The sequence below is a fragment of the Oceanimonas marisflavi genome (assembly GCF_003049725.1).
Classification (GTDB): domain Bacteria; phylum Pseudomonadota; class Gammaproteobacteria; order Enterobacterales; family Aeromonadaceae; genus Oceanimonas; species Oceanimonas marisflavi.
This window is the reverse complement of the sequence record NZ_QAGM01000015.1, coordinates 1-21,826: the sequence shown is the minus strand read 5'-3', so window position 1 is coordinate 21,826 and position 21,826 is coordinate 1. Positions and strand designations below refer to the sequence as shown.

At 61.7% G+C, this 21,826-nt stretch carries 26 protein-coding genes and 1 tRNA gene; 21 read left to right on the top strand and 6 right to left on the bottom strand.

Going from position 1 to position 21,826, the window contains the following annotated elements; all coding sequences use genetic code 11:
- Positions 1-5: 5 nt before the first annotated feature.
- The gene (locus DA373_RS10580; protein ID WP_107852280.1) at positions 6-995 is read right to left on the bottom strand and encodes a 2-hydroxyacid dehydrogenase; all 990 of its coding nucleotides are present in this window, start codon (positions 993-995) and stop codon (positions 6-8) included.
- 170 nt (positions 996-1,165) lie between these two features.
- Between DA373_RS10580 and DA373_RS10575 the strand changes: the two genes are divergently transcribed.
- Both DA373_RS10575 and DA373_RS10570 read left to right on the top strand, forming a co-directional pair.
- Complete coding sequence (locus DA373_RS10575; protein ID WP_107852339.1) at positions 1,166-1,864, top strand: MOSC domain-containing protein; 699 nt, start codon at positions 1,166-1,168, stop codon at positions 1,862-1,864.
- A gap of 53 nt (positions 1,865-1,917) precedes the next feature.
- Positions 1,918-1,994: transfer RNA gene (locus tag DA373_RS10570), tRNA-Pro, on the top strand.
- Positions 1,995-2,055: 61 nt separating this feature from the next.
- Here the strand turns inward: DA373_RS10570 and DA373_RS10565 are convergent.
- Entirely contained in the window at positions 2,056-2,973 is a 918-nt protein-coding gene (locus DA373_RS10565) for a LysR substrate-binding domain-containing protein (protein ID WP_107852279.1), read from the bottom strand.
- Between the two features lie 208 nt (positions 2,974-3,181).
- Between DA373_RS10565 and DA373_RS10560 the strand changes: the two genes are divergently transcribed.
- Entirely contained in the window at positions 3,182-3,994 is an 813-nt protein-coding gene (locus DA373_RS10560) for a HalD/BesD family halogenase (RefSeq protein ID WP_107852278.1), read from the top strand.
- Between the two features lie 68 nt (positions 3,995-4,062).
- Positions 4,063-5,415: a Na+/H+ antiporter family protein gene (locus DA373_RS10555; protein ID WP_107852277.1), complete on the top strand. Its 1,353-nt coding sequence runs from the start codon at positions 4,063-4,065 to the stop codon at positions 5,413-5,415.
- A gap of 46 nt (positions 5,416-5,461) precedes the next feature.
- Here the strand turns inward: DA373_RS10555 and ybcJ are convergent, their stop codons facing one another.
- Positions 5,462-5,677, bottom strand: a complete 216-nt coding sequence (ybcJ, locus tag DA373_RS10550) for a ribosome-associated protein YbcJ (protein ID WP_107852276.1) — start codon at positions 5,675-5,677, stop codon at positions 5,462-5,464.
- 273 nt (positions 5,678-5,950) lie between these two features.
- On the opposite strand from ybcJ, the gene DA373_RS10545 reads away from it, so the two are divergent.
- The 17 genes from DA373_RS10545 to rmuC all read left to right on the top strand — a co-directional run bounded on the left by DA373_RS10545 (position 5,951) and on the right by rmuC (position 20,430).
- A complete protein-coding gene (locus tag DA373_RS10545) occupies positions 5,951-7,084 on the top strand; it encodes an aminotransferase class V-fold PLP-dependent enzyme (RefSeq protein WP_107852275.1) in 1,134 nt (377 codons plus the stop codon).
- Between the two features lie 286 nt (positions 7,085-7,370).
- Positions 7,371-8,213: a phosphonate ABC transporter ATP-binding protein gene (gene phnC, locus DA373_RS10540; protein WP_107852338.1), complete on the top strand. Its 843-nt coding sequence runs from the start codon at positions 7,371-7,373 to the stop codon at positions 8,211-8,213.
- 5 nt (positions 8,214-8,218) lie between these two features.
- The gene (gene phnD, locus DA373_RS10535; RefSeq protein WP_107852274.1) at positions 8,219-9,208 is read left to right on the top strand and encodes a phosphonate ABC transporter substrate-binding protein; all 990 of its coding nucleotides are present in this window, start codon (positions 8,219-8,221) and stop codon (positions 9,206-9,208) included.
- 55 nt (positions 9,209-9,263) lie between these two features.
- Positions 9,264-10,049, top strand: coding sequence for a phosphonate ABC transporter, permease protein PhnE (gene phnE / locus DA373_RS10530; RefSeq protein WP_107852273.1), 786 nt, complete (start codon positions 9,264-9,266; stop codon positions 10,047-10,049).
- A 55-nt stretch (positions 10,050-10,104) separates the two neighbouring features.
- Positions 10,105-10,800: a phosphonate metabolism transcriptional regulator PhnF gene (phnF, locus tag DA373_RS10525; RefSeq protein WP_107852272.1), complete on the top strand. Its 696-nt coding sequence runs from the start codon at positions 10,105-10,107 to the stop codon at positions 10,798-10,800.
- Complete coding sequence (gene phnG, locus DA373_RS10520) at positions 10,801-11,244, top strand: phosphonate C-P lyase system protein PhnG (protein WP_107852271.1); 444 nt, start codon at positions 10,801-10,803, stop codon at positions 11,242-11,244.
- Positions 11,244-11,840 carry a phosphonate C-P lyase system protein PhnH gene (gene phnH / locus DA373_RS10515; protein WP_107852270.1) on the top strand — a complete coding sequence of 199 codons (597 nt, stop codon included), beginning with the start codon at positions 11,244-11,246 and terminating at the stop codon, positions 11,838-11,840. Before phnG ends, phnH begins: the two co-directional genes overlap by 1 nt.
- Positions 11,841-11,843: 3 nt before the next feature.
- On the top strand, positions 11,844-12,932 hold the full coding sequence (locus DA373_RS10510) for a carbon-phosphorus lyase complex subunit PhnI (RefSeq protein WP_107852269.1): 1,089 nt from the start codon (positions 11,844-11,846) through the stop codon (positions 12,930-12,932).
- Positions 12,929-13,786: an alpha-D-ribose 1-methylphosphonate 5-phosphate C-P-lyase PhnJ gene (locus DA373_RS10505; RefSeq protein WP_107852268.1), complete on the top strand. Its 858-nt coding sequence runs from the start codon at positions 12,929-12,931 to the stop codon at positions 13,784-13,786. Before DA373_RS10510 ends, DA373_RS10505 begins: the two co-directional genes overlap by 4 nt.
- Positions 13,787-13,821: 35 nt before the next feature.
- A complete protein-coding gene (gene phnK / locus DA373_RS10500; RefSeq protein ID WP_107852267.1) occupies positions 13,822-14,640 on the top strand; it encodes a phosphonate C-P lyase system protein PhnK in 819 nt (272 codons plus the stop codon).
- A gap of 8 nt (positions 14,641-14,648) precedes the next feature.
- Positions 14,649-15,359, top strand: a complete 711-nt coding sequence (phnL, locus tag DA373_RS10495; RefSeq protein WP_107852266.1) for a phosphonate C-P lyase system protein PhnL — start codon at positions 14,649-14,651, stop codon at positions 15,357-15,359.
- Positions 15,360-15,371: 12 nt separating this feature from the next.
- Positions 15,372-16,508 carry an alpha-D-ribose 1-methylphosphonate 5-triphosphate diphosphatase gene (gene phnM, locus DA373_RS10490; protein WP_107852265.1) on the top strand — a complete coding sequence of 379 codons (1,137 nt, stop codon included), beginning with the start codon at positions 15,372-15,374 and terminating at the stop codon, positions 16,506-16,508.
- 17 nt (positions 16,509-16,525) lie between these two features.
- Positions 16,526-17,092: a ribose 1,5-bisphosphokinase gene (phnN, locus tag DA373_RS10485; protein ID WP_107852264.1), complete on the top strand. Its 567-nt coding sequence runs from the start codon at positions 16,526-16,528 to the stop codon at positions 17,090-17,092.
- The gene (gene phnP, locus DA373_RS10480; RefSeq protein WP_107852263.1) at positions 17,083-17,847 is read left to right on the top strand and encodes a phosphonate metabolism protein PhnP; all 765 of its coding nucleotides are present in this window, start codon (positions 17,083-17,085) and stop codon (positions 17,845-17,847) included. Before phnN ends, phnP begins: the two co-directional genes overlap by 10 nt.
- A gap of 82 nt (positions 17,848-17,929) precedes the next feature.
- A complete protein-coding gene (locus DA373_RS10475) occupies positions 17,930-18,823 on the top strand; it encodes a PfkB family carbohydrate kinase (RefSeq protein ID WP_107852262.1) in 894 nt (297 codons plus the stop codon).
- Positions 18,820-19,053, top strand: coding sequence for a hypothetical protein (locus DA373_RS10470; RefSeq protein ID WP_107852261.1), 234 nt, complete (start codon positions 18,820-18,822; stop codon positions 19,051-19,053). The genes DA373_RS10475 and DA373_RS10470 overlap by 4 nt, the downstream gene beginning before the upstream one ends.
- A 3-nt stretch (positions 19,054-19,056) precedes the next feature.
- The gene (gene rmuC, locus DA373_RS10465) at positions 19,057-20,430 is read left to right on the top strand and encodes a DNA recombination protein RmuC (RefSeq protein ID WP_107852260.1); all 1,374 of its coding nucleotides are present in this window, start codon (positions 19,057-19,059) and stop codon (positions 20,428-20,430) included.
- On the opposite strand, the gene DA373_RS10460 is transcribed toward rmuC, so the two are convergent.
- The 3 genes from DA373_RS10460 to DA373_RS10450 form a co-directional block, all read right to left on the bottom strand.
- Positions 20,387-20,971, bottom strand: a complete 585-nt coding sequence (locus tag DA373_RS10460; protein ID WP_232821252.1) for a potassium transporter TrkG — start codon at positions 20,969-20,971, stop codon at positions 20,387-20,389. The genes rmuC and DA373_RS10460 overlap by 44 nt on opposite strands.
- A 30-nt stretch (positions 20,972-21,001) precedes the next feature.
- Complete coding sequence (locus tag DA373_RS10455; RefSeq protein ID WP_107852258.1) at positions 21,002-21,520, bottom strand: IS630 family transposase; 519 nt, start codon at positions 21,518-21,520, stop codon at positions 21,002-21,004.
- Between the two features lie 4 nt (positions 21,521-21,524).
- A partial coding sequence (locus DA373_RS10450) for a helix-turn-helix domain-containing protein (RefSeq protein ID WP_198650294.1) occupies positions 21,525-21,826 on the bottom strand: 302 nt, incomplete at its 5' end.

The following is a 21,826-nucleotide window of genomic DNA, read 5'->3' as shown; positions in this document are numbered from 1 at the left end:
GCTCCTTAGTTGATCTTGTTATCGCAGGGCTGGCCATCGGCCAGGCATTGCAGGTTGTCGAGGGTGACCCGTGCTATTTCGCTTAGTGCTTCCTTTGTCAAGAATGCCTGATGGCCAGTGATAATGACGTTGGGGTAGGTGGAGAGCAAGTGGAAAGTGTCGTCCTGAATGATTTCACAGGATTTGTCTTCAAAGAAAAGATGCTCTTCCTCTTCGTACACATCCAGCCCCAGATGACCTATTTTGCCACTGTTGATGGCCTCAATAGCATCCCTGGTGTTGAGCAGGCCGCCCCGGCTGGTGTTGATTATCATCACGCCGTCCTTCATTCGGGCGAAGCTGGCGCGGTTGAGCAGATGATGGTTATCGGGGGTGAGCGGACAGTGCAGGCTGATCACGTCCGACTCGGCAAACAGGCGATCCAGTGACACATATTGTGCATCCAGCTCCAGTACCTCATCGTCCTGACAAGGGTCATGTACCAGCAGGGTCATGCCCAGCCCTCGAAGAATGCGCAGGGTAGCCAGGCCGATTTTTCCGGCGCCGATAATGCCGGCGGTTTTACCGTGCATGTTAAAGCCCACCAGGCCGTTGAGAGAGAAGTTGGCGTCCCGGGTGCGCTGGTAGGCCTTGTGAATATGGCGGTTGAGGGTGAGCATCAGCCCCACGGTATGCTCGGCCACCGCCTCGGGAGAGTAGGCGGGCACCCGCACCACAGCCATGCCGGCCTCGGCCGCGGCCTGCAAATCGACATTGTTATAGCCTGCGCAGCGCAGGGCGATATATTTAACACCACCCTCGGCCAGGGTATGGATCACCTGCGCATCCAGATGATCGTTGACGAACACACAAACGGCGTCAAAGCCCCGGCCCAGCACTGCGGTGTCGGCGTTCAGGCCGGCATCAAACCAGGTAATATCAAAGCCGTGCCGGCGGTTTTGCTCGCTAAAGGGCGTTTGCATATAGGGACGGTTGCTGAAAAAGGCAATTTTCAAGGATGGGCTCCGCTGGAATGGCATGTTAAGGATTATTGGGTGCAACCGGCGTCATTATCAAGGCCGTGGCCGTGGTGAGGTTGCTGTTTGAGGCCACTTTTGTCGCAGATCCGGCTTTCCGGGAACGGCAAATAGTGTTTTTATATGGAAGTATTTTTAGAGGGAGCGGCATGCAGGTTCTTGTGTTGGCCGGAAAGGCACGGCCGCTGGCGCCGGGCATCGACAGCGGCATCGATAAAAAGCCGGTGGGTAACAGTCTGTTTTGCCGCCGTACCGGGTTGGAAGGGGACGTGCAGGTTTCCACCCGCTTTCACGGCGGGCCGGAGCGGGCGTTGCATTACTATCCGGCAGAGCATTACCCGGTATGGTGCCAGTGGTTTGAGGGCATGGGGCTGGCTGGCAGCAGTGAGAGGCTGATACCCGGCGCCTTTGGCGAGAACCTTTCCGGCAGTGGCCTCACCGAGCGTGAGGCTTGCATCGGCGATGTGTTCCGGCTGGGTGAAGCCCTGGTGCAGATCAGCCAACCCCGCTCGCCCTGTTACAAGCTCAATGCCCGCTTTGGCCATGACTTTTTCTCGGTGCTGATGCAGGCCAACGGCCGCACCGGCTGGTTGCTGCGGGTGCTGGAAGAAGGCCGGGTCACGCCCACCGCGTCCCTTGAGCTGGTGGAGCGGCCCTGCCCGAATATGCCGGTAGCACGCGCCGGCGATATTGTGTTTAACCGCGGCTTTGATGCCGACGGCTTGCGTGAGCTGGCCGCCACCGAACAATTATCCGCCAGCTGGCGCAAAAAAGCGGCGGATTATTTGGCCGCCGGCCGGGTGGATGACTGGACCACGCGATTATTGGGCCCAAAAACGAATAATTGATGAAAAAGGGCTTGCAAGGGGGCCGGCGTTTCTGTAAATTCTCGCCCCGTTAACGGCATGTAGCGCAGCCTGGTAGCGCACTTCGTTCGGGACGAAGGGGTCGGAGGTTCGAATCCTCTCATGCCGACCAGACTCTTAAAAAAAGCCTCGCAGCAATGCGAGGCTTTTTTGCTTGCATGTCTTTTTTGGCCTCAGCACTCCTGCGCGGCCTGCTCACACAGCCATTCCATCAGCTCGCGCGCGCCGGGCTTTTTCAGCACCCGCTCCGGGTACACCAGATAGTAGGCCTTGTTCAGGGGCAGGGTCAGCGTCGACAGCGCCACCAGACGCCCCTGCCTGAGGTCGTCGTGCACAAAGGCGCGCTGACCCAACAGCAGGCCCTGTCCGGCGAGGGCGGCATCAATGGCCATGGACGACAGATTAAAAGAAGGTCCGGAACGGGCCGGGCTGGCGGTGTGGCCGGCGGCCAGCAGCCATTCGCTCCAGTCCGGCAGAAAACGGCCGTCCCGGCCCCAGTCAATGTGGATCATGGGGCGGTCGGCGACCTGTTCAAACGCAACCGGTCCCCGGCCGCCGGGCAACAGCGCCGGGCTGCACACCGCCATCACCCGATCCCGAAACAGTTCCACACAGTGCTGGGCGGCATAATGCTCGTCGCCAAAGGACAGGTAAAAGTCGGTGGGATCGGTGCCGAAATCGATCTGGCTGTGGGTGGCCTGCACCCGCAACTGAATGTGCGGGTGCGCCGCCATCCATTGGTACAGGCGCGGCATCAGCCAGCGGCTGGCCAGGGTGGGCAGGGCGGTAATGGTCAGTGCCTGCTCCCCCTGATAGCGGGCCAGGCTTTGCTGGCCGGTGCGCAGGGTTTCAAAGGCTTCCTGAGTAAAGGCCAGGTAACTGGTGCCGGCTTCGGTCAGCTCCACCCCGTGCTTGGAGCGCAGGAACAGCTTGACCCCAAGGTGATCCTCCAGCTGACGGATCTGCTGGCTGACGGCGGCCGGGGTCAGGCACAGAATGTCGGCGGCGCCGGCCAGGCTGCCGGTTTTGGCCGCGGTTTCAAAGGCCATGATATTGCTGAGCTTGGGCAGGCGATAAGTGCTGGGTTCCATTGTGTTCCTTCCATGTCATGCCGCGCCTAGCGTACAAGGCAAGGCCGATCATGCGAGCCAGCGGCCGGCGAATCAAGCCGGAAGCGGTAATCGGAAAGTTAAAAGATGTTAATGCTGAGTTAAGTTTTTATCGTTATTGGGTATTGGCCGGGTTTTGTATGGTGAGTGGGCAGTAATCCCAAGACCCAATCCGACCGGAGCAATAACAATGAATAACCTGAGTGAGTTGTGCCCTGCCCATGATCTGGGCCCATTGCGTGACATTATTGATCTGCAGGCCTGCCCCATTGACGACCCCGGCTTTCGCAACCGTTGCCGCCAGACCCTGGAGCAGACCGGCGCTCTGGTGCTGACCGGCTTCATGAAGCCGGCCGCGGTAGAGCTGGTCAGGCAGGAGGGCCTGGCCAAGCAGCACCTGGCCTACTACACCGCCAAGCAGCATAACGTCTATCTTTCCGAGTCCGATCCGGCCTTTGCCGGGGATCACCCGCGCAACGCCAGCGTCACTTCGTCCAAGGGCTGCATTACCGATGACATAGTGGCGCAGGACTCGCCCCTGCGCACGCTCTACAACGCCGGAGTGTTTCGTGACTTTCTCGGCGAGGTGCTGGAAGAGACCCTGTATGAATACGCCGATCCGCTGTCGTCCATTAACCTGCATTACGCCAGCGAAGGCCAGGAGCTGGGCTGGCACTTCGACAACTCGTCCTTTGCCACCACCCTGCTGATCCAGAAGCCTGCCGGCGGTGGCGTGTTTGAGTATGTGGAGAACCTGCGCGATGCCGACAACGGCGACATGAACTACGACGGTGTTGGCCGGGTGCTGGCGGGGAAGGTGACGCCCAAACAGCTGAGCATGGAGCCCGGTGCCCTGGTGCTGTTTCGCGGCCGCAATGCCCTGCACCGGGTCACTCCCACCGAGGGCGATATTACCCGCATGCTGGTGGTGCTGGCCTACAACAACCAGCCCGGCGTGGCGCTGTCGGAAAACGCCCGCATGACCTTTTACGGCCGGCTGTAACCGGGCTCGGCCCGGCCCGCCAGCCGGGTGCCGGGCTGTGTTGCAAGCATGACGACATGGAGGTGTCGATGAATACCATTGTATTGGCAGTACTGATTATGACCGCCCTGAGCCTGTTGCGGGTGCCGGTGGTGATTGCCCTGGTGATTTCCGCCCTGGTGGGCGGCCTGCATGCGGGCATGCCGGTGAATGACATTATTGCCGCCTTTAACGGCGGTCTGGGCAGCGGCGCCGTGGTGGCCCTGGCCTCGGCTACCCTGGGGGCCTTTGCGGTGGCGCTGTCGCGCACCGGCATTGCCGACCTGGTGGCGGCGCGTACCCTGCGGCTGATTGGCGCCGGCGAAGACGCCACCCGCATGAAATACGTCAAATGGGGCATTTACGGCGCCCTGGTGGTGATCGGCTTTTCCGCCGACACCATAGTGCCCATTCATATTGCCTTTATTCCCATGCTGATCCCGCCTATGCTGGGTCTGATGAACATGATGAAGCTGGACCGGCGCATTATTGCCTGTGTGCTCACCTTCAGCATTGTCATTCCCTACATGATCACCCCGGTGGGCTTTGGCGCCATCTTTCTGAACGACATTCTCACTCAAAACGTCAACGAGGCGGGCGCCGGGCTCGGGCTCGAGGTGAGCTATGCCATGGCGCCCAAAGCCATGCTGATCCCGGCGCTGGGCATGGTGGCAGGGCTGTTGGTGGCGGTGTTTTTCAGCTACCGCAAGCCCCGGGATTACCGTCAGGTGGAATATCATCAGCCGGTTATGGGCGGTGCCGATCAGGACAAGGCCACGTCACTTTCTCACTTGCAGCTGGCCGTGCTGGCGGCGGCCGTGGTGGGGGCGCTCACGGTGCAGGTGCTGACCGGCTCCATGGTATTGGGCGGCCTGCTGGGGTTCAGCCTGTTGTCGATTAACGGCCTGTTCAAGTGGAAGGAGCAGGATGATGTGTTTACCCAGGGCATGCGGCTGATGGCCTTTATCGGCTTTGTGATGATTGCCGCCTCGGGCTTTGCTGGCGTGATGAAGGCCACCGGCGCCATTCCCGAACTGGTGGCGGGCACCAGCACCCTGATTGGCGACAGTCCGGCCATGGCCGCGCTGATGATGCTGCTGGTGGGACTGTTTATCACCATGGGCATTGGCTCGTCCTTTTCCACTGTGCCGATTATCGCCGCCATTTTTGTGCCCATGGCGCTGAGCTTTGGCTTTTCGCCTATGGCCACCATTGCCTTGGTGGGCACCGCCGGCGCCCTGGGGGATGCCGGCTCACCGGCATCGGACTCCACCCTGGGACCCACAGCCGGGCTGAATGTGGACGGCCAGCACGATCATATTCGCGATTCTGTGATCCCCACCTTTGTGCACTACAACATTCCGCTGATCCTGTTTGGCTGGATTGCGGCCCAGGTGCTGTAGGGCCCGGGCCATTAACGAAAAAGGGGCCGGCGGCCCCTTTTGTCGGTTATTCGCCGACGGTGACTGTATGACCGTTAAAGCACACTTCCTGCCCCGCCACTATCTTGCAGCGCTTGCGTACTTCCACCTGACCGTTGACGGTGACGGCACCCTCGTCGATCACCGCCTTGGCCATGGCGCCGGAGTCGCACCAGCCCAGTACTTTCAGCAGGTTGCACAGGGGAATGTAGTCATTGCCCTCAAGGCTGAATGTTTCGTTCATGAATTCTCTCTGTTGTGGGTTATTGGTTTGCCTTTAACATTAAAGTTAGTTTTAAATTTTACTAAATTGGTTTAAAGGCAGTTTTGTTGGTTGTTTCTTTGCTGTTTTGCAAAAGATTGGGCATTATTGACCGTTCAGACCACGCCGTCCGCCGTTCCCTGGCTCCAAATGAGCAGTAGCCCTCACCGGCAAGACTGTGCCATCCTTGAGGGTATTCGGCGGCGCGTTCGCGCTCCTGCTTTCAGTATCAGTTACGTTTTTCAAGAGGTGATTATGTCCGGATTGCTGCCCAATATCGACCCCGATGGTCTGCTGGAATATTCGGTGGTGTACACCGACCGCGCCCTTAACCACATGTCGGCGCGTTTTCAGCAAGTGATGAGGGACATCTCCGCCAGCCTGAAGGAGCTCTATCACGCCCATTCGGCGGTGATCGTGCCCGGCAGCGGCACCTTTGGCATGGAAGCCGTGGCCCGCCAGTTCGCCACCGACAAGCGCTGTCTGGTGGTGCGTAACGGCTGGTTCAGCTACCGCTGGAGCCAGATTTTTGAGGCCGGCAATATTCCCGCGTCCGAGACCGTGCTCAAGGCCCGCACCATTGAAGCCGGCCCCCAGGCCGCCATGGCGCCGGCCCCCATCGAGGAAGTGGTGGCCACCATTCGTGAGCAGAAGCCCGATCTGGTGTTTGCCGCCCACGTGGAAACCGCCGCCGGCATGATGCTGCCCGATGACTACATTCGCGCCATGGCCGACGCCGTGCACGAGGTGGGTGGCCTGCTGGTGATCGACTGTATCGCTTCAGGCACCATCTGGGTGGACATGGACGCCTGCGGTGTCGACATTCTGCTGAGCGCTCCGCAAAAGGGCTGGAGCAGCTCACCCTGCTGCGGTCTGGTGATGCTGAGTGAACTGGCCCGGGAGCGAATTGAAGGCACCCAGAGCAGCAGCTTTGCCATGGATCTGAAAAAGTGGCTGCAGATAATGGAAACCTACGAGCAGGGTGGTCATGCCTACCACGCCACCATGCCCACCGACGCCCTTACCGCCTTCCGCGACACCATAGTGGAAAGCCGGGAGCTGGGCTTTGAGGTGATGAAACAGCGTCAGCAGGAGCTGGGCGACAAGGTGCGCGCCGTGCTGGCTGCCCGGGGCATCAAGAGCGTGGCCGCCGACGGCTTTGCCGCGCCGGGCGTGGTGGTGTGCTACACCGACGACGCCGGCATCAAGAGCGGCAGCAAGTTTGCCGCCGAGGGCCTGCAAATTGCCGCCGGCGTGCCCCTGGCCTGCGACGAGCCTGCCGACTTTCAGACCTTCCGCCTGGGCCTGTTTGGTCTCGACAAGCTGAAGGACGTGGATGGCACAGTGGCCACCTTTGAAGCCGCTTTGGATCGGGTACTGCAGGGCTGATCTCCCTCGTTTCTCTTTGAAGCGTGAAGCCGCCTCTTGAGGCGGCTTCGTCGTTTTTGGCGTGTGCCGATGGCGCAGATCGAATGAAGTTTTTCTGACACTCATGTCTATACAAGTTGACCGCCAAATTGGAGCTTAATTTTTAACTCATTATAAAACATATGGTTACGTAGCTCTCTTGATGCTCAACAGCTTTTCTCCAGCCTTTTTCTGACGCAATTCCTCCATAAAACTGTCATCTGCCGACAGCACCATGGCCCACGAAACCAACGTGAGGCTGCTGACAATGAGCAACAAGATCATTGAGGTCAGGCGTCTGAGCAAGACCTTTGACAACAAGAAAGCGCTGAAAGAAATCAGTCTGGATATCTCTCATTCGGGCATCACTGCCCTGCTGGGACCGTCCGGCTCGGGAAAGTCCACCCTGCTGCGTCATCTGAGTGGCCTGGTGTATTCCGACAGGCAGAGCGAATCCGAGATTCGTGTGCTGGGGCAGCTGGTGCAGTCCGGTGGCCGGGCCGCCAGCCAGGTGCGTGATTGCCGGGCCCGGGCCGGCTATATCTTTCAGCAGTTCAACCTGGTCAACCGCCTGAGTGTGCTGACCAATGTGCTGATTGGCGCCCTGGGCAGCACCGCCCGCTGGCGCACCCTGACCGGCCGGTTTACCACCGAGCAGCGCCGGCAGGCCATGCAGGCACTGGAGCGGGTTGGCATGGCGGCCTTTGCCGGCCAGCGGGTGTCCACCCTGTCCGGTGGTCAGCAGCAGCGGGTGGCCATCGCCCGCTCCCTGATGCAGCGGGCCCGCATCATCTTTGCCGACGAGCCCATCGCATCCCTCGATCCCGAGTCGGCCCGCACCGTGATGGAACTGCTCAAGGACATCAATGAGCGTGAAGGCATTCCGGTGGTGGTGACCCTGCATCAGGTGGACTACGCGCTGAAATACTGTCAGTACCTGGTGGCCCTGCGGGAAGGGGAAATTTTCTACCAGGGCGCCTCCGGCACCATCACCGAGCGTGAACTGGCTGCCCTTTATACCAAATCCCGGCCGGATGCCCGGACGCCGGCCATGGCGTCCGGCCTGCGTCCGCTGTCTGCTCCCTTTATAACCAGCCCCATTCAAGGATAACCGTCATGAAGCATGCACTGAAAAAACTCGTGGGTGGCGTGAGCCTGTTGAGCGCCCTGATGGCGGCGCCGGCACTGGCCGGCGAGGCGCCGCTGTCGACCATTCATTTTGGCATTATTTCTACCGAGTCCCAGCAGAACCTCAAGCAAAGCTGGGAGCCCTTTCTGGATGACATGGAAAAACGGCTGGGCGTTGAGGTGGAGGCATTCTTTGCCCCCGATTACGCCGGCATTATTCAGGGTATGCGCTTTGACAAGGTCGACATCGCCTGGCTGGGCAACAAGTCGGCCATGGAAGCGGTGGACCGCGCCGGCGGCGAAATCTTTGCCCAGACGGTGAGTGCCGATGGTCAGCCCGGTTACTGGAGCCTGCTGATCGCCCACCAGGACAGTCCGCTGGCCTCGGTCAGTGATGTGCTGGCCCAGCGCAAGGAGCTGGTGTTTGGTAACGGGGATCCCAACTCCACCTCCGGCTTTCTGGTGCCTTCCTATTACGTGTTTGCCCAGAACGACGCGTCTCCTCAGGAATTCAGGCGCACCCTGAATTCCAGCCATGAGGTCAACCTGTTTGCCGTGCTCAACAAGCAGGTGGACGTGGCCACCAACAACACCGAAAGCCTGGCGCGATTCACCGAACGCGAGCCGGAAAAAGCCAAAAACATCAAGGTGCTGTGGAAGTCGCCGCTGATCCCCGCCGATCCCATCGTCTGGCGCAAGAACCTGCCGGAAGCCACCAAGCAGGTCGTCTACGACTTCTTCATGAACTACGGCAAATCCGGGGATCAACAGCAGAAGGAGATTCTGGCGGCGCTGGACTGGGATTCCTTCAAGCCCTCCAGCAACCTGCAACTGCTGCCCATTCGCCAGCTGCAGCTGTTCAAGGAGCTGACGGTGCTGGAAAACAACCAGGCCGATGCGGCGGATATCGAACAGGTCAAGATGCAGCTGGCGGCGATGAACCGCCAGATGTCCGCCCTGGAAGCCATAACCAACTAAATGCCGGTGAAAGGCCGGTGTTCCCGGCCTTTCACGGTTACCGGAGACCGTAACAATGAATACCGACGTTGTGAGCCAGCCGGGCCCGACCCTGCGCCTGTGGCAATGGGTTAAATGGAGTCTGCTGGCGCTGGTGCTGGCCTGGGCCTGGCAGGGGGCGGAAATGAATCCCTCCGTGCTGGTACGTGATGCCGGCAACATGGCCGAGCTGGCGACGGGTTTTTTCCCGCCGGACTTCACCCACTGGCAGCTTTACCTGAAAGAGACTCTGGTCACTCTGCAGGTGGCGCTCTGGGGCACTCTGCTGGCCATCGTGCTGTCGATTCCCTTTGGCCTGCTGTGTGCCGAAAACCTGTTTCCCCAGTGGGTATGCCAGCCGATGCGCCGGCTGATGGACGCGGCCCGGGCCATCAATGAAATGGTGTTCGCCATGCTGTTTGTGGTGGCCGTCGGCCTGGGTCCCTTTGCCGGTGTGCTGGCGCTGTTTGTGCACACCACAGGGGTACTGTCCAAGCTGTTTTCCGAGGCGGTGGAGGCAATTGAACCGGGCCCCATCGAGGGAGTAAGGGCCACCGGTGCCGGCAAGCTGGAGGAAATTCTCTATGGCGTGCTGCCCCAGGTGCTGCCGCTGTGGATCTCCTATTCGCTCTATCGGTTTGAGTCCAATGTGCGCTCGGCCACCGTCGTGGGCATGGTGGGGGCCGGTGGCGTTGGCGTGCTGCTGTGGGAAGCGATACGCAGTTTTCAGTTTGAGCAGACCGCCGCCATCATGCTGGTGGTGATTGTCACGGTCAGCCTGCTCGACGTGGCCTCCCAATATATTCGCAAAAAGTACATCTGATTTATTTAACCGATGTTGTCTAGACAAAGGGAATTTATAACCGGAGCGACAGCAAATGCGGATATACATGAAAATCAGCCGGCAGCTGGAATCGGATATCAGACAACATTATCAGCCGGGAGATTATTTACCGCCGGAAATGCAGCTGGCCACGCGCTTTCAGGTTAACCGTCACACCGTGCGCCGGGCCATTGACGAGCTGGTGGCCAATGGCCTGATCCAGCGACATCAGGGCAAGGGCAATATGGTGGTGCGGCAGCCACACCAGTACCTGCTGCACGACGGCGCCCATTATACCGGCAACCTGCTGGAGCAGGGCTCTCTGCCCAGCTGCCGGGTCATCAGGTCACGGATGATGGTGGCCAACGGCAAGCTGGCCAGGGAGCTGGAAGTGGAGCCGGAGCAAAAAATTATTCACATACAAACACTGAGAAAAACGGAAGGCATTCCCCGCTGTGTGATTAACCATTATTTGCCTGACCCGGACTGGTGGCCGGTATTAAAGCACTTCAGGCAAGGTTCATTGCATGAGTTTTTAAGAAAAACACTGAATATGGAACTCAAGCGGCAATCAACCCGCTTAAGTGCCCGCACGCCGCTGAGTGAAGAGTGCCGCTTGTTGCAAATAAACAAACTGGTGCCGGTGATGCGCATCAAAACCAGAAACCAGATCAAGGGAACGAATCGAATTGCGGAATTCTCCGTCAGTTCGTCCCGTTCCGACCTGATTGAATATGTCGTGGAGCACTAAATGAATACACCACAACGAAAGCAATGGATGTCGGTACTGGCCCGGGCCTCCTGGGGCGAGCTGGACGGCCGCTGGCAGGCACTGGCGCTGACCCCCGACTATGAACTGATACGGGCGCCGGAAGTGGGCCTGGCTCAGGTGCGGGCGCGCATGGGCGCCACTGGCAGCCAGTTCAATCTGGGCGATATCACCATTACCCGGTCGGTGATCCGGCTGGCCGGCGGCGAGCTTGGCTACAGCTATGTATGCGGCCGCAACAAGGCCCATGCCGAGCTGGCCGCGGTGATCGACGGCCTGATGCAGACCGGTGAAATGAGCGAACGGCTTAACCGGGAGCTGATCGCGCCGCTGGCAGCGCACAAGGCCGAGCAGGAGGAGCTGCGTCGCCGGCAGGTGGCGGCCAGCAAGGTGGACTTTTTTACCATGGTGCGGGGAGAAGACTGATGACCACCATTACCACGGCCTTTGCCGATGCCGTACACGACAGCCAGACCTGTTTCCGTCGCCTGCTGACCGCCATGGCGGAGCCGGGCACGCACGTCGAGCTGGACCGGGCTGGCGCCTTTGGTGCCCTCAACGCTGGTTCCGTGCAGGTGCTGCTGACCCTGGCCGACCATCATACCCGGTTGTGGTTGTCACCCAGCCTGAGTGCCGATCAGGTCGTTCTCGACAATCTGCGTTTTCACGTCGGCGCACCGTTGATGGAGGAGCCGGGGAAGGCCGATTTTGCGGTGCTGGCGCAGCAGGATTCGGACGCCTGTGAGGCGGTGCTGACGTCGCTGCCGGCGGGCACCGAGGAATACCCGGATCAGGGTGCGACCCTGGTGGTGGAAACCGACTCACTGGACGGTGGTGTGGAGGCGGTGCTGTCTGGCCCCGGCATTGCGGATAAACGCTCCGTGTTTCTGGGCAGTCTGCCGCCGGCCCTGGTGCGCTGGCTCGGTGAGCGGGAGCTGCGTTCGCCCCTGGGGGTTGACCTGATATTCGTTTGTGAGCGCGAGCTGATCGCGATTCCCCGTTCTACCCGAGTGGAGGTGTAACCCATGTATGTAGCAGTCAAGGGAGGCGAGAAGGCCATTGCCGCCGCCCATCAGTTGCAGGCGCAGAAGCGCCGCGGCGATACCGAACAGCCCGAACTCAGCGTGACTCAGGTGGAGCAGCAGCTGGCCGGCGCCGTGGATCGGGTGATGACCGAAGGCGGCATTTACGACAAGGAACTGGCGGCGCTGGCGGTAAAGCAGGCCGGCGGCGATCTGGTGGAAGCCATTTTCCTGCTGCGGGCCTACCGTACCACCCTGCCCCGGCTGGCGGTCACCGAGCCGGTGGACACCGCCCGCATGCGCATCGAGCGCCGCATCTCGGCCACCTACAAGGACTTGCCCGGCGGCCAGGTGCTGGGCCCCACCTACGACTATACCCACCGCCTGCTGGACTTTGCCCTGCTGGCCGAGGGCGAGCATCCCGGCCCGGCGCCGGTGGTGACCGAGGCCGAGCCCTGCCCCCAGGTGTCGGCCATGCTCGAGCGGCAGCAGTTGCTGGTGGTGGAAAGCGACCATGGCGCTGAGCCCGCCGATGTCACCATGACCCCGGTGACCTTTCCCTGTGACCGCTCGGCCCGGCTGCAGCAGCTGGTGCGCGGCGACGAGGGTTTTCTGCTGGCGCTGGGCTATTCCACCCAACGCGGCTATGGCCGCAACCATCCCTTTGCCGGCGAGATCCGCTCCGGTGAGGTGACCCTGGAGCTGGTGCCCGAGGAACTGGGCTTTGCCATCGAGATCGGCGACATCGAGCTGACCGAGTGCCAGATGATCAACGGTTTTACCGGCGATAAGCAGCAAAAGCCGGCCTTTACCCGCGGTTATGGCCTGACCTTTGGTTTTGGCGAGCGCAAGGCCATGTCGATGGCGCTGGTGGACCGGGCGCTGCAGGCCCCGGAGTACGACGAGCAGGTGGCCGGCCCGGCCCAGGACGAGGAATTTGTGCTGGCCCATGCCGACAACGTGGAAGCGGCAGGTTTTGTGTCGCATCTCAAGCTGCCCCATTACGTCGATTTTCAGGCTGAGCTGGAGCTGCTGCGCCGCATGCGCAGGGAGCACGAACAGGCGCAGGACGAGCAGGAGAAGCAAGCATGAACACCCAGCACGACACACAGCATCAGGGCTACAACTACGCCTATCTGGACGAGCAGACCAAGCGCATGATTCGGCGGGCGTTGCTCAAGGCGGTGGCCATTCCCGGTTACCAGGTGCCCTTTGGCGGCCGGGAAATGCCCATGCCCTATGGCTGGGGCACCGGCGGCGTGCAGCTGACCGCGGCGCTGATCGGCCGGGAAGACACCCTCAAGGTGATCGATCAGGGCGCCGACGACACCACCAATGCAGTGTCCATCCGCGCCTTCTTTGAGAAGGTGGCCGACGTGGCCACCACCGAGGTGACCACCGAAGCGAGCCTGATCCAGACCCGGCACCGCATTCCCGAAACGGCACTGCAGCCGGGCCAGATCCTGGTGTATCAGGTGCCCATTCCGGAGCCGCTGCGCTTTATCGAGCCGCGGGAAACCGAGACCCGTAAAATGCACGCCCTGGAGGAGTACGGCATCATGCACGTCAAGCTGTACGAGGACATCGCCCGTTACGGCCAGATTGCCACTTCCTACGCCTATCCGGTGCGGGTCAATGAGCGTTACATCATGGATCCCTCGCCGATCCCCAAGTTCGACAACCCCAAGATGGACATGATGCCGGCGCTGCAGCTGTTTGGCGCCGGCCGGGAAAAGCGCATCTACGCCATTCCGCCCTACACCCGGGTCACCAGCCTGGACTTTGACGACCATCCTTTTGAAGTGCAGCAGTGGGATGAGCCCTGCGATATCTGTGGCGCCACCGACAGCTTCCTCGACGAGGTGGTGACCGACGATCAGGGCAGTCGGGTCTTTATCTGCTCTGATACCGACTACTGCCGTCAGCAGCTGGAGCAACAGGCATGAATCAACACACCCTATCCATGGCGGGAGACACTGACATGACACCGCAACAGGCCACCGTTCAGCTGCCGGAGCAGGCGCTGCTGTCGGTCCGCAACCTGACCAAACTGTACGCCCCGGGCAAGGGCTTTGCCGAGGTCTCCTTTGATCTGTACCCCGGTGAAGTACTGGGCATCGTCGGCGAGTCCGGCTCCGGCAAGAGCACCCTGCTGCGGGCCATCTCCGGCCGGCTGGCGCCGGACGAGGGCGAAGTGCTGTATCTGCGCGGCAGCGCCGCCAGCCAGCTGGAGCAGGTGGTGAGCCTGTATGAGATGGCCGAAAGCCAGCGTCGCCAGCTGCTGCGCACCGACTGGGGCGTGGTGCACCAGCATCCCCTCGACGGCCTGCGCCCGCGGGTATCGGCCGGCGGCAACATCGGCGAGCGGCTGATGGCGGTGGGCCAGCGTCATTACGGCAACATTCGCGAACAGGCGCTGCAATGGCTTGAGGATGTGGAAATTCCCGCCGATCGCATCGATGACATGCCGGTGACCTTTTCCGGCGGCATGCAGCAGCGGCTGCAGATCGCCCGCAACCTGGTGACTCACCCCAAATTGATCTTCATGGACGAGCCCACCGGCGGCCTGGATGTGTCGGTGCAGGCCCGCTTGCTGGATCTGCTGCGCCGGCTGGTGTCCGAGCTGGGGCTGGCGGTGATTATCGTCACTCACGATCTGGCGGTGGCGCGGCTGTTGTCGCACCGGCTGATGGTGATGAAACAGAGCCGGGTGGTGGAAACCGGGCTGACCGATCAGGTGCTGGATGACCCGCAGCACCCTTATACCCAGTTACTCGTGTCTTCCGTACTGCAAAGCTAGGAGCCGTCATGACCCTTGCACTGAAAGTTTCCGACGTTCACAAGACCTTTGTGCTGCACAACCAGAACGGCATTCGCCTGCCGGTGCTGGCCGGCGCGTCCCTGAGTGTGGCGGCGGGAGAATGCGTGGTATTGCACGGCCGCTCCGGCAGTGGCAAGTCCACCCTGCTGCGCACCCTGTACGGCAACTACCTCACCGACACCGGCCGTATCGAGGTGATGCATCAGGGCCAGTGGCTGGACATGACCCAGGCCAGCCCGCGCGCCCTGGTGAACGTGCGCCGCCAGACCATTGGCTGGGTCAGCCAGTTTCTGCGGGTGATCCCCCGCATCAGCGCTTTGGAAGTGGTGATGCAGCCGATGATCGAGCAGGGCGGCGACCGGGCCGAGGCCAGGCAACGGGCCGAGCATCTGCTGGCCCGGCTCAATGTGCCCGAGCACCTGTGGCAGCTGGCGCCGGCCACCTTTTCCGGCGGCGAGCAGCAGCGGGTGAACATCGCCCGGGGCTTTATCGCCGACTATCCGGTATTGCTGCTGGATGAGCCGACCGCTTCCCTCGATGCCGCCAACCGGGCGGTGGTGGTGGAGCTTATTCACGAGGCCAAGGCCCGGGGCGCCGCCATTGTCGGCATTTTTCACGACGAGGACGTACGCGAGCAGGTTGCCGATCGTCTTTATGATATTCAGTCCCGCGCCGACAGCCGGCCGGTGATGCAGTAAGGGAGCCTGAGCATGATTATTACCAATGTGAATCTGGTGCTGGAAAACGAGGTGGTCAAGGGCTCGCTGGAAGTTCGGGACGGCGTGATCCGTGCCATGGCCGACAGCCAGAGCCACCAGCCCGGCGCCATGGACGGTGAGGGCGGCTGGCTGCTGCCCGGCCTGGTGGAGCTGCATACCGATAACCTGGACAAGCATTTTACCCCGCGACCGGGCGTAAACTGGCCACCCCTGGCGGCCATGCGTGCCCACGACGCCCAGGTGGTGTCGGCCGGCATCACTACCGTGCTGGACGCGGTGGCCATCGGCGACGAGCGTGACGACGGTACCCGCCGGGACAACCTGGACCGCATGATCCATACCGTGGTGGACAGCGAGCGTCGCGGCCTGAACCGGGCCCAGCATCTGCTGCACCTGCGTTGCGAGTTGCCCCACGATACTACTGTGCCGCTGTTTGAGCACTATATCGGGCTGCCGGAGGTGCGGCTGGTGTCGCTGATGGATCACTCCCCGGGCCAGCGCCAGTTTGTCAATCCGGTAAAATACCGGGAGTACTATCAGGGAAAATATCGTCTTAACGACCGGCAGATGGACGAATTTGAGCAGCATCAGCTGGCGCTGTCGGCGCGCTGGTCCACCCCCAACCGCAACGAGATCGCCCGTCAGTGCCGGGAGCGCGGTATCTCCCTGGCCAGCCATGATGATGCCACCCTGGCTCATGTGCAGGAATCCCACCGGCTGGGCATGGTACTGGCCGAGTTTCCTACCACGGTGGAGGCGGCAAGGGCCTCTCACCGGCATGGCCTGATGGTGATGATGGGCGCCCCCAATGTGGTGCGTGGCGGCTCTCATTCCGGCAATGTGGCCGCCCATGAACTGGCCACCCTGGGCGTGCTGGATGTGCTGTCGTCCGATTATTATCCGGGCAGCCTGCTGGATGCGGTGTTCCGCCTGGCCGCCGATGATCGCAACGCCCTGCAACTGGCCGATGCGGTGCGGCTGGCTACACGCAACCCGGCCCACAGCCTGGGGCTGACCGACAGGGGCGTGCTGGCGGAAGGCAAGCGCGCCGATCTGGTGCTGGCACGGCAGCAGGACGAACAGGAGTACCCGGCCCGGGTCTGGTGCCGGGGTGAGCTGGCTTACTGATGGAAAAGGGGAGCACCATGAATCGCCAGCCCGGCAGACTGTTTTATGTGATGGGCCCTTCCGGCGCCGGCAAGGACAGCTTTATGCAGCTGGTGCGCCGGCGGCTCGAAAGTGAGCTGCTGGTGGCGCACCGCTATATCACCCGGTCCGCCTGTGCCGGCGGTGAAAATCATGTGGAGCTGTCCGAGGTCGAGTTTCAGTTGCGTTGTGAGCTGGGTCTGTTTGCTCTCGACTGGCAGGCCAATGGCCACCGCTATGCCCTGGGTTGCGAGATCGACTGCTGGCTGAGCTCGGGGCGGGATGTGATGGTGAATGGCTCCCGGGCCAGCCTGCCTCTGGCCGAGGCCCGCTTTGGCGAACGCCTGGTGCCGGTGCTGGTGACCGTGGACAGCGAGACCCTGGGCCGGCGGTTGCGGGCCCGGGGTCGGGAAAGCGAAGGTGAAATTCGGCAGCGGCTGCGGCGGGCCGAGGTTCACAATCAGGAGCTGCCGGCGTCGGCATGGCGGCTGGATAACTCAGGCCCGTTGCAGCAGACCCTGCAGCAGTTTGAGCGTTATCGCAAAGGAGAGCAGGTATGCGTCTGACCCTGCTGGGCACGGGGGCGGCCGGCGGCATGCCCCTTTATGGCTGTGACTGTGTGGACTGCCGTCGGGCAGAGACCGATCCCCGGCTGGGCCGGATGCCCTGTTCGGCGCTGTTGGAATGGGGTGAGCACCGGCTGTTGCTGGACGCCGGCCTGCCGGATCTGCACCGGCGTTTTGCGCCCGGCAGTCTCGATGGCATGCTGCTGACCCATTTTCATGTGGATCATGTGCAAGGGCTGTTTCATCTGCGCTGGGGGCCGGCGGCCCCCATACCGGTGTGGTGCCCGTCCGATCCCGACGGCTGTGCCGATTTGCTGAAGTACCCGGGTTGCCTGGATTTTAGGCCGGAAATGGCCCATGACAAAACCTGGCAACTGCATGATCTGCACATCACCCCGCTGGACATGGTGCATTCCCGCCCGACCCTGGGTTACCTGTTTGAGTATCATGGCCGGCGACTGGCCTACCTTACCGACACCAAGGGGCTGCCGGCCCACAGCCTGGTGCTGTTGCAGGCACTGCCGCCGCTGGATGTGCTGGTACTCGACTGCAGCTTTCCGCCGGGCAGCGCCGGGCGCAATCACAACAGCCTGAATGAGGTGCTGGAGCTTCACGCCGCGCTGCGGCCCTGCAGCACGGTGCTGACCCACATTGGTCATGATTTTCACCGCTGGCTGCAGCGGCATGCGCTGCCGTCCGGGATCCGCGCGGGATGGGACGGCCTGAGTCTGGAGCTGTTCGAAGCACCGGCCTGACCGGCGCTAAATGGACCTGCGGGGTGGTGCCCGCCTGCGGCCTTGGCTAAGATGCGCTTTCTCAGGGCTCAGGAGGTGGTTCATGCCGGGAGCAAACAACATCAACAAGCGTATCGTGCTGCTGGCCAACCTCAACTGTGACCATGTGTTGCAGCTGGAAGCGCCGCTGACCGGCGGCGGCCGCCTGCATTACCGGGATGGTGGGCGACGCCTGGGCGGCGGGGGGGCCAATACCGGCACCGGCCTGTGCTGGGCCGGGCATCGGGTGATGCTGGCGTCTCGCCTGGGGCGGGACGACACCGGTGACTGGCTGCTGCAGCAGGCGGCGGCCTTGGGGCTTGACCTGGAGTATGTGGAGCGGACAGACGCTCCTGCCGGCGAGTTGCTGGTGCTGGTGGACAGCCGGGGCGAGCGCACCATACTGCGCCAGCCCCGCGACACGGCGTTGCCGGCCCGGCTGCCTCAAGGGCCGTTTGACTGCCTTTATGTCAATACCGACGGCGCCGAAGTGGCGACCTACATGGAGGCCATGAACGGCCACAGCCTGGTGATCAGCCAGTATCCCCGTGGCGGTCGCTGGACGCGGCCCTGCCGGGTGATGATCGCCTCTGCCGCCGACATGGGCGAGGTGGCCGATCCCTGGCGGCATGCTCAGCGTCTGGCCGGTGAGCGGCTGGAATGGTTGGTGCTCACTCACGGCGAGCGCGGTGCCGAGGCCATCTCTGCCGATGAGCGCATTTGCGTGCCGGCACCGGCGGTTGAGGTGGTGGACGCCACCGGCGCCGGGGATGCCTTTGCCGGCGGTCTGATCCACGCGCTGGTGTCCGGGCGGTCCATGGCCGATGCCCTGGACGAGGCCGGGCGCTGGGCCGCCTGTACCCTGTCGTCTTCCTCTTCCGTTCCTTCGGGGCGGCTGCGGGAGCACCTGGCTGGTAAACTGGTATCAGATGATGTGAAGGGGGACGGTGTTGCGTGAATGACAGTCTGCTGGTTTCCGTCCTGGTGCTGTGCTGGCGCTGGTCGGTGTTTCTGATGTTTCCTCTGCTGGTATTCGGCTATGTGGAAGTGCTGGGAGTGCCCCTGAGCGACTTTGACAATGGCGTGAATCATCACAAGTGGATACTGGTGTCCCTGTATCTGCTCTATGTGCTTTTGTGGTGGCGGCTCAACCGCCGGGTACTGGCCTTGATCACGCGGCGGAGGTAAGGCATGACGGAATGGTTGCCGCAATACTGGCCCCTGGGGCTGGCGGCGCTGTCGGGGTTGGCCGGCTGGGGGCTGACCCGGTTGGCCATGGGCGGCCGGCTGCAATTGCTGGCCCAGCAGAGCCACCACTGGCAACAGGCGCTGGAAGCGCGCCAGGCCGAGCTGCAGGACACGCGCCAGCGGCTGGAGCAGCAGCAGCAGCTGGTACTGAAAATGAACGGCCGGCTCAAGGAATACGAGACACTGCTGCGTCAGGAGCGGCAGTGGGCGGCGGAAAAGCAGGCCCAGTTTGAAGCCAGTGAAACCCGGCTGCAGCAGCAGTTCGAAAACCTGGCCCAGCGCATTTTTGAGCAGAAAACCCATAACCTGCGTGAGTTGAATCAGACCAGTCTGGACGCCTTGCTGGGGCCGCTACGGGAGCAGCTGGAAGGCTTTCGCCGCAATATGCAGGAAACCTACGCCGACGAGAGCCGCCAGCGCCACAGCCTGAAGTTCGAGATCGAACGGCTGGCGGAGCTGCACAAACAGATGAGCGCCGACACCAATGCCCTGACCCGGGCCCTGAAGGGCGACAGCAAACAGCAGGGCAACTGGGGCGAGGTGGTGCTGTCCCGGGTGCTGTCCGAGTCGGGCCTGCGCGAAGGCCACGAATACAGCACCCAGCAAAGCCTGAGCAACGCCGACGGCAAGCGCTATCAGCCCGATGTGATCGTGCACCTGCCCCAGGACAAGGACATCATCATCGATGCCAAGGTCTCCCTCACCGCCTATGAGCGCTATTTCAACGGCGAAACCCAGGGCGAACGCGAGCAGGCGCTGCGGGAGCACGTGGCCTCGGTGCGGGGCCATATTCGTGAGCTGGGGCGCAAGGATTATCACCAGCTGCAGGGGGTGCGCACCCTGGACTATGTGCTGATGTTCGTGGCGGTGGAGCCGGCCTTTCTGGTGGCGGTCGAGCATGAGCCCGGGCTGGTGAAATACGCCCTCGACCACAATATTTTGCTGGTGAGTCCCACCAACCTGCTGGTGGCCCTGCGCACCATAGAGAACCTGTGGCGGGTGGAGCGGCAGAACCAGAACGCCCGGCGCATTGCCGAGTCGGCCGGCAAAATCTACGAAAAGCTGCGGCTGTTTACCGAAGACATGGAGGCGGTGGGCGGCTCGCTGCGTCGCGCTGACGACAGCTATCAGCGCGCCATGAAACGGCTCAGCCAGGGCCGGGGCAACCTGGTGCGCCAGGCCGAGGCCTTTCGCGAGCTGGGCGTGGAGGTAACCAAGCCGCTGCCCGAGCACCTGCGGGAGCGGGCCCGGGAAGACGCCGAGCCGGCGTGGCTCAATGACGCCAGAACCCCGGCACAAACAACACCGCCACGGTAAGTATCTCCAGCCGTCCCATCAGCATGCCCAGCGCCAGCAGCCATTTGGCGGCATCGGGCAGGCTGGCGAAGTTGCCGGTGGGGCCGATCAGTTCACCGATACCCGGCCCCACATTGGCCACGGCGGTGACTGCGGCGGTGATCGCCACCTGGGGCGACAGCGACATCAGGCTGAGCGCCAGAGCCAGCACCAGCATGGTGGCGAAATAGCCAAAGATAAAGGTGATCAGCGAGCGTACGATATCGTCGTTGACGCGGCGGCCATTGTACTTTTGTGGCAGTACCGCCTGCGGGTGCATCAGCTGGTGCAGCTGGCGGCGGAACAGCGCCATGCCCACCTGCAGCCGGAAAATCTTGAACCCGCCCGAGGTGGAGCCGGAGCAGGCCCCGCACAGCATCAGCAGGGCAAACAACACCAGCGGAAAGGGACCCCAGGCACCAAAGTCTTCCAGCCCGAAGCCGGTGGTGGTGATCACCGACACCAGGTTGAACAGGCTGATGCGAATGGCATCCACCAAGGGGTATTGGCCCGTGGCCCACAAATACAGGCTTACTGACCTAATTATTACTGATTAATATATTGGCGAAGCCTTCATCAATTTCGTTACAAAACTGCGCTGCCGTTTTAGCCACTTCGTTTTCTGCTCCAACCATTGCCGTAAGGCCAAGCCGTCTTTGAAGGCCAGGTTCGCACGTTGCCGTTTGAGCCAACTCCATAGCGCTTCTGCCGGGTTCAGCTCCGGAGCGTACGGTGGCAACGCTTCCAGCGACAAACGCTGCTGAACCTCAGGCATCGACAACCAGGATTTAACGGCCTTGCTTCTATGCACGGGAGCGTTATCCCAGATGACCCGCAGCTTACCGGGCCAGTAACGAAGCAGTTTCTTCAAAAACTCGACCACGGTCTCACCGGTAACATGCTCGGTCGTCCAGCTAAAATACGTTCGTCCTTCGGGAGAAACGGCGCCCGTGACCATAAAGCGAGGTGTTTGCCCTCGTTTGCCTTTTACAACCGGCGTCTGTCCTATCGGCGCGAAGGTCTTGGCATGATGCGAACACAGGTGAAAGCTGGACTCATCAATGAATACCAAGGTTTCATTCTGTTCCTTCGCCTGTTTTTTTTAACGCCGGCCAGATCTGCTGCTGCCAATGGGTAATGGCGGTCTCATCACGCCGAATGTCACGGCGTTTGGGTTTCTGCCAGGACCATCCCCAGCGTCGCAGCAACTTGCTCATGTGTGACTGGCTGTACTGGATCTTGGTCAGAGTGGCAATGGCATCGGCGATCCGCTGTGTCGTCCAGCGCTGATCTTCATAGCCAAAGCCTTCTGGGCCCAACTCTTCCAATGCTTTCAGGATCAGCGGGACAGCGGCGTCTGGCAGTTTGGGTGGATGGC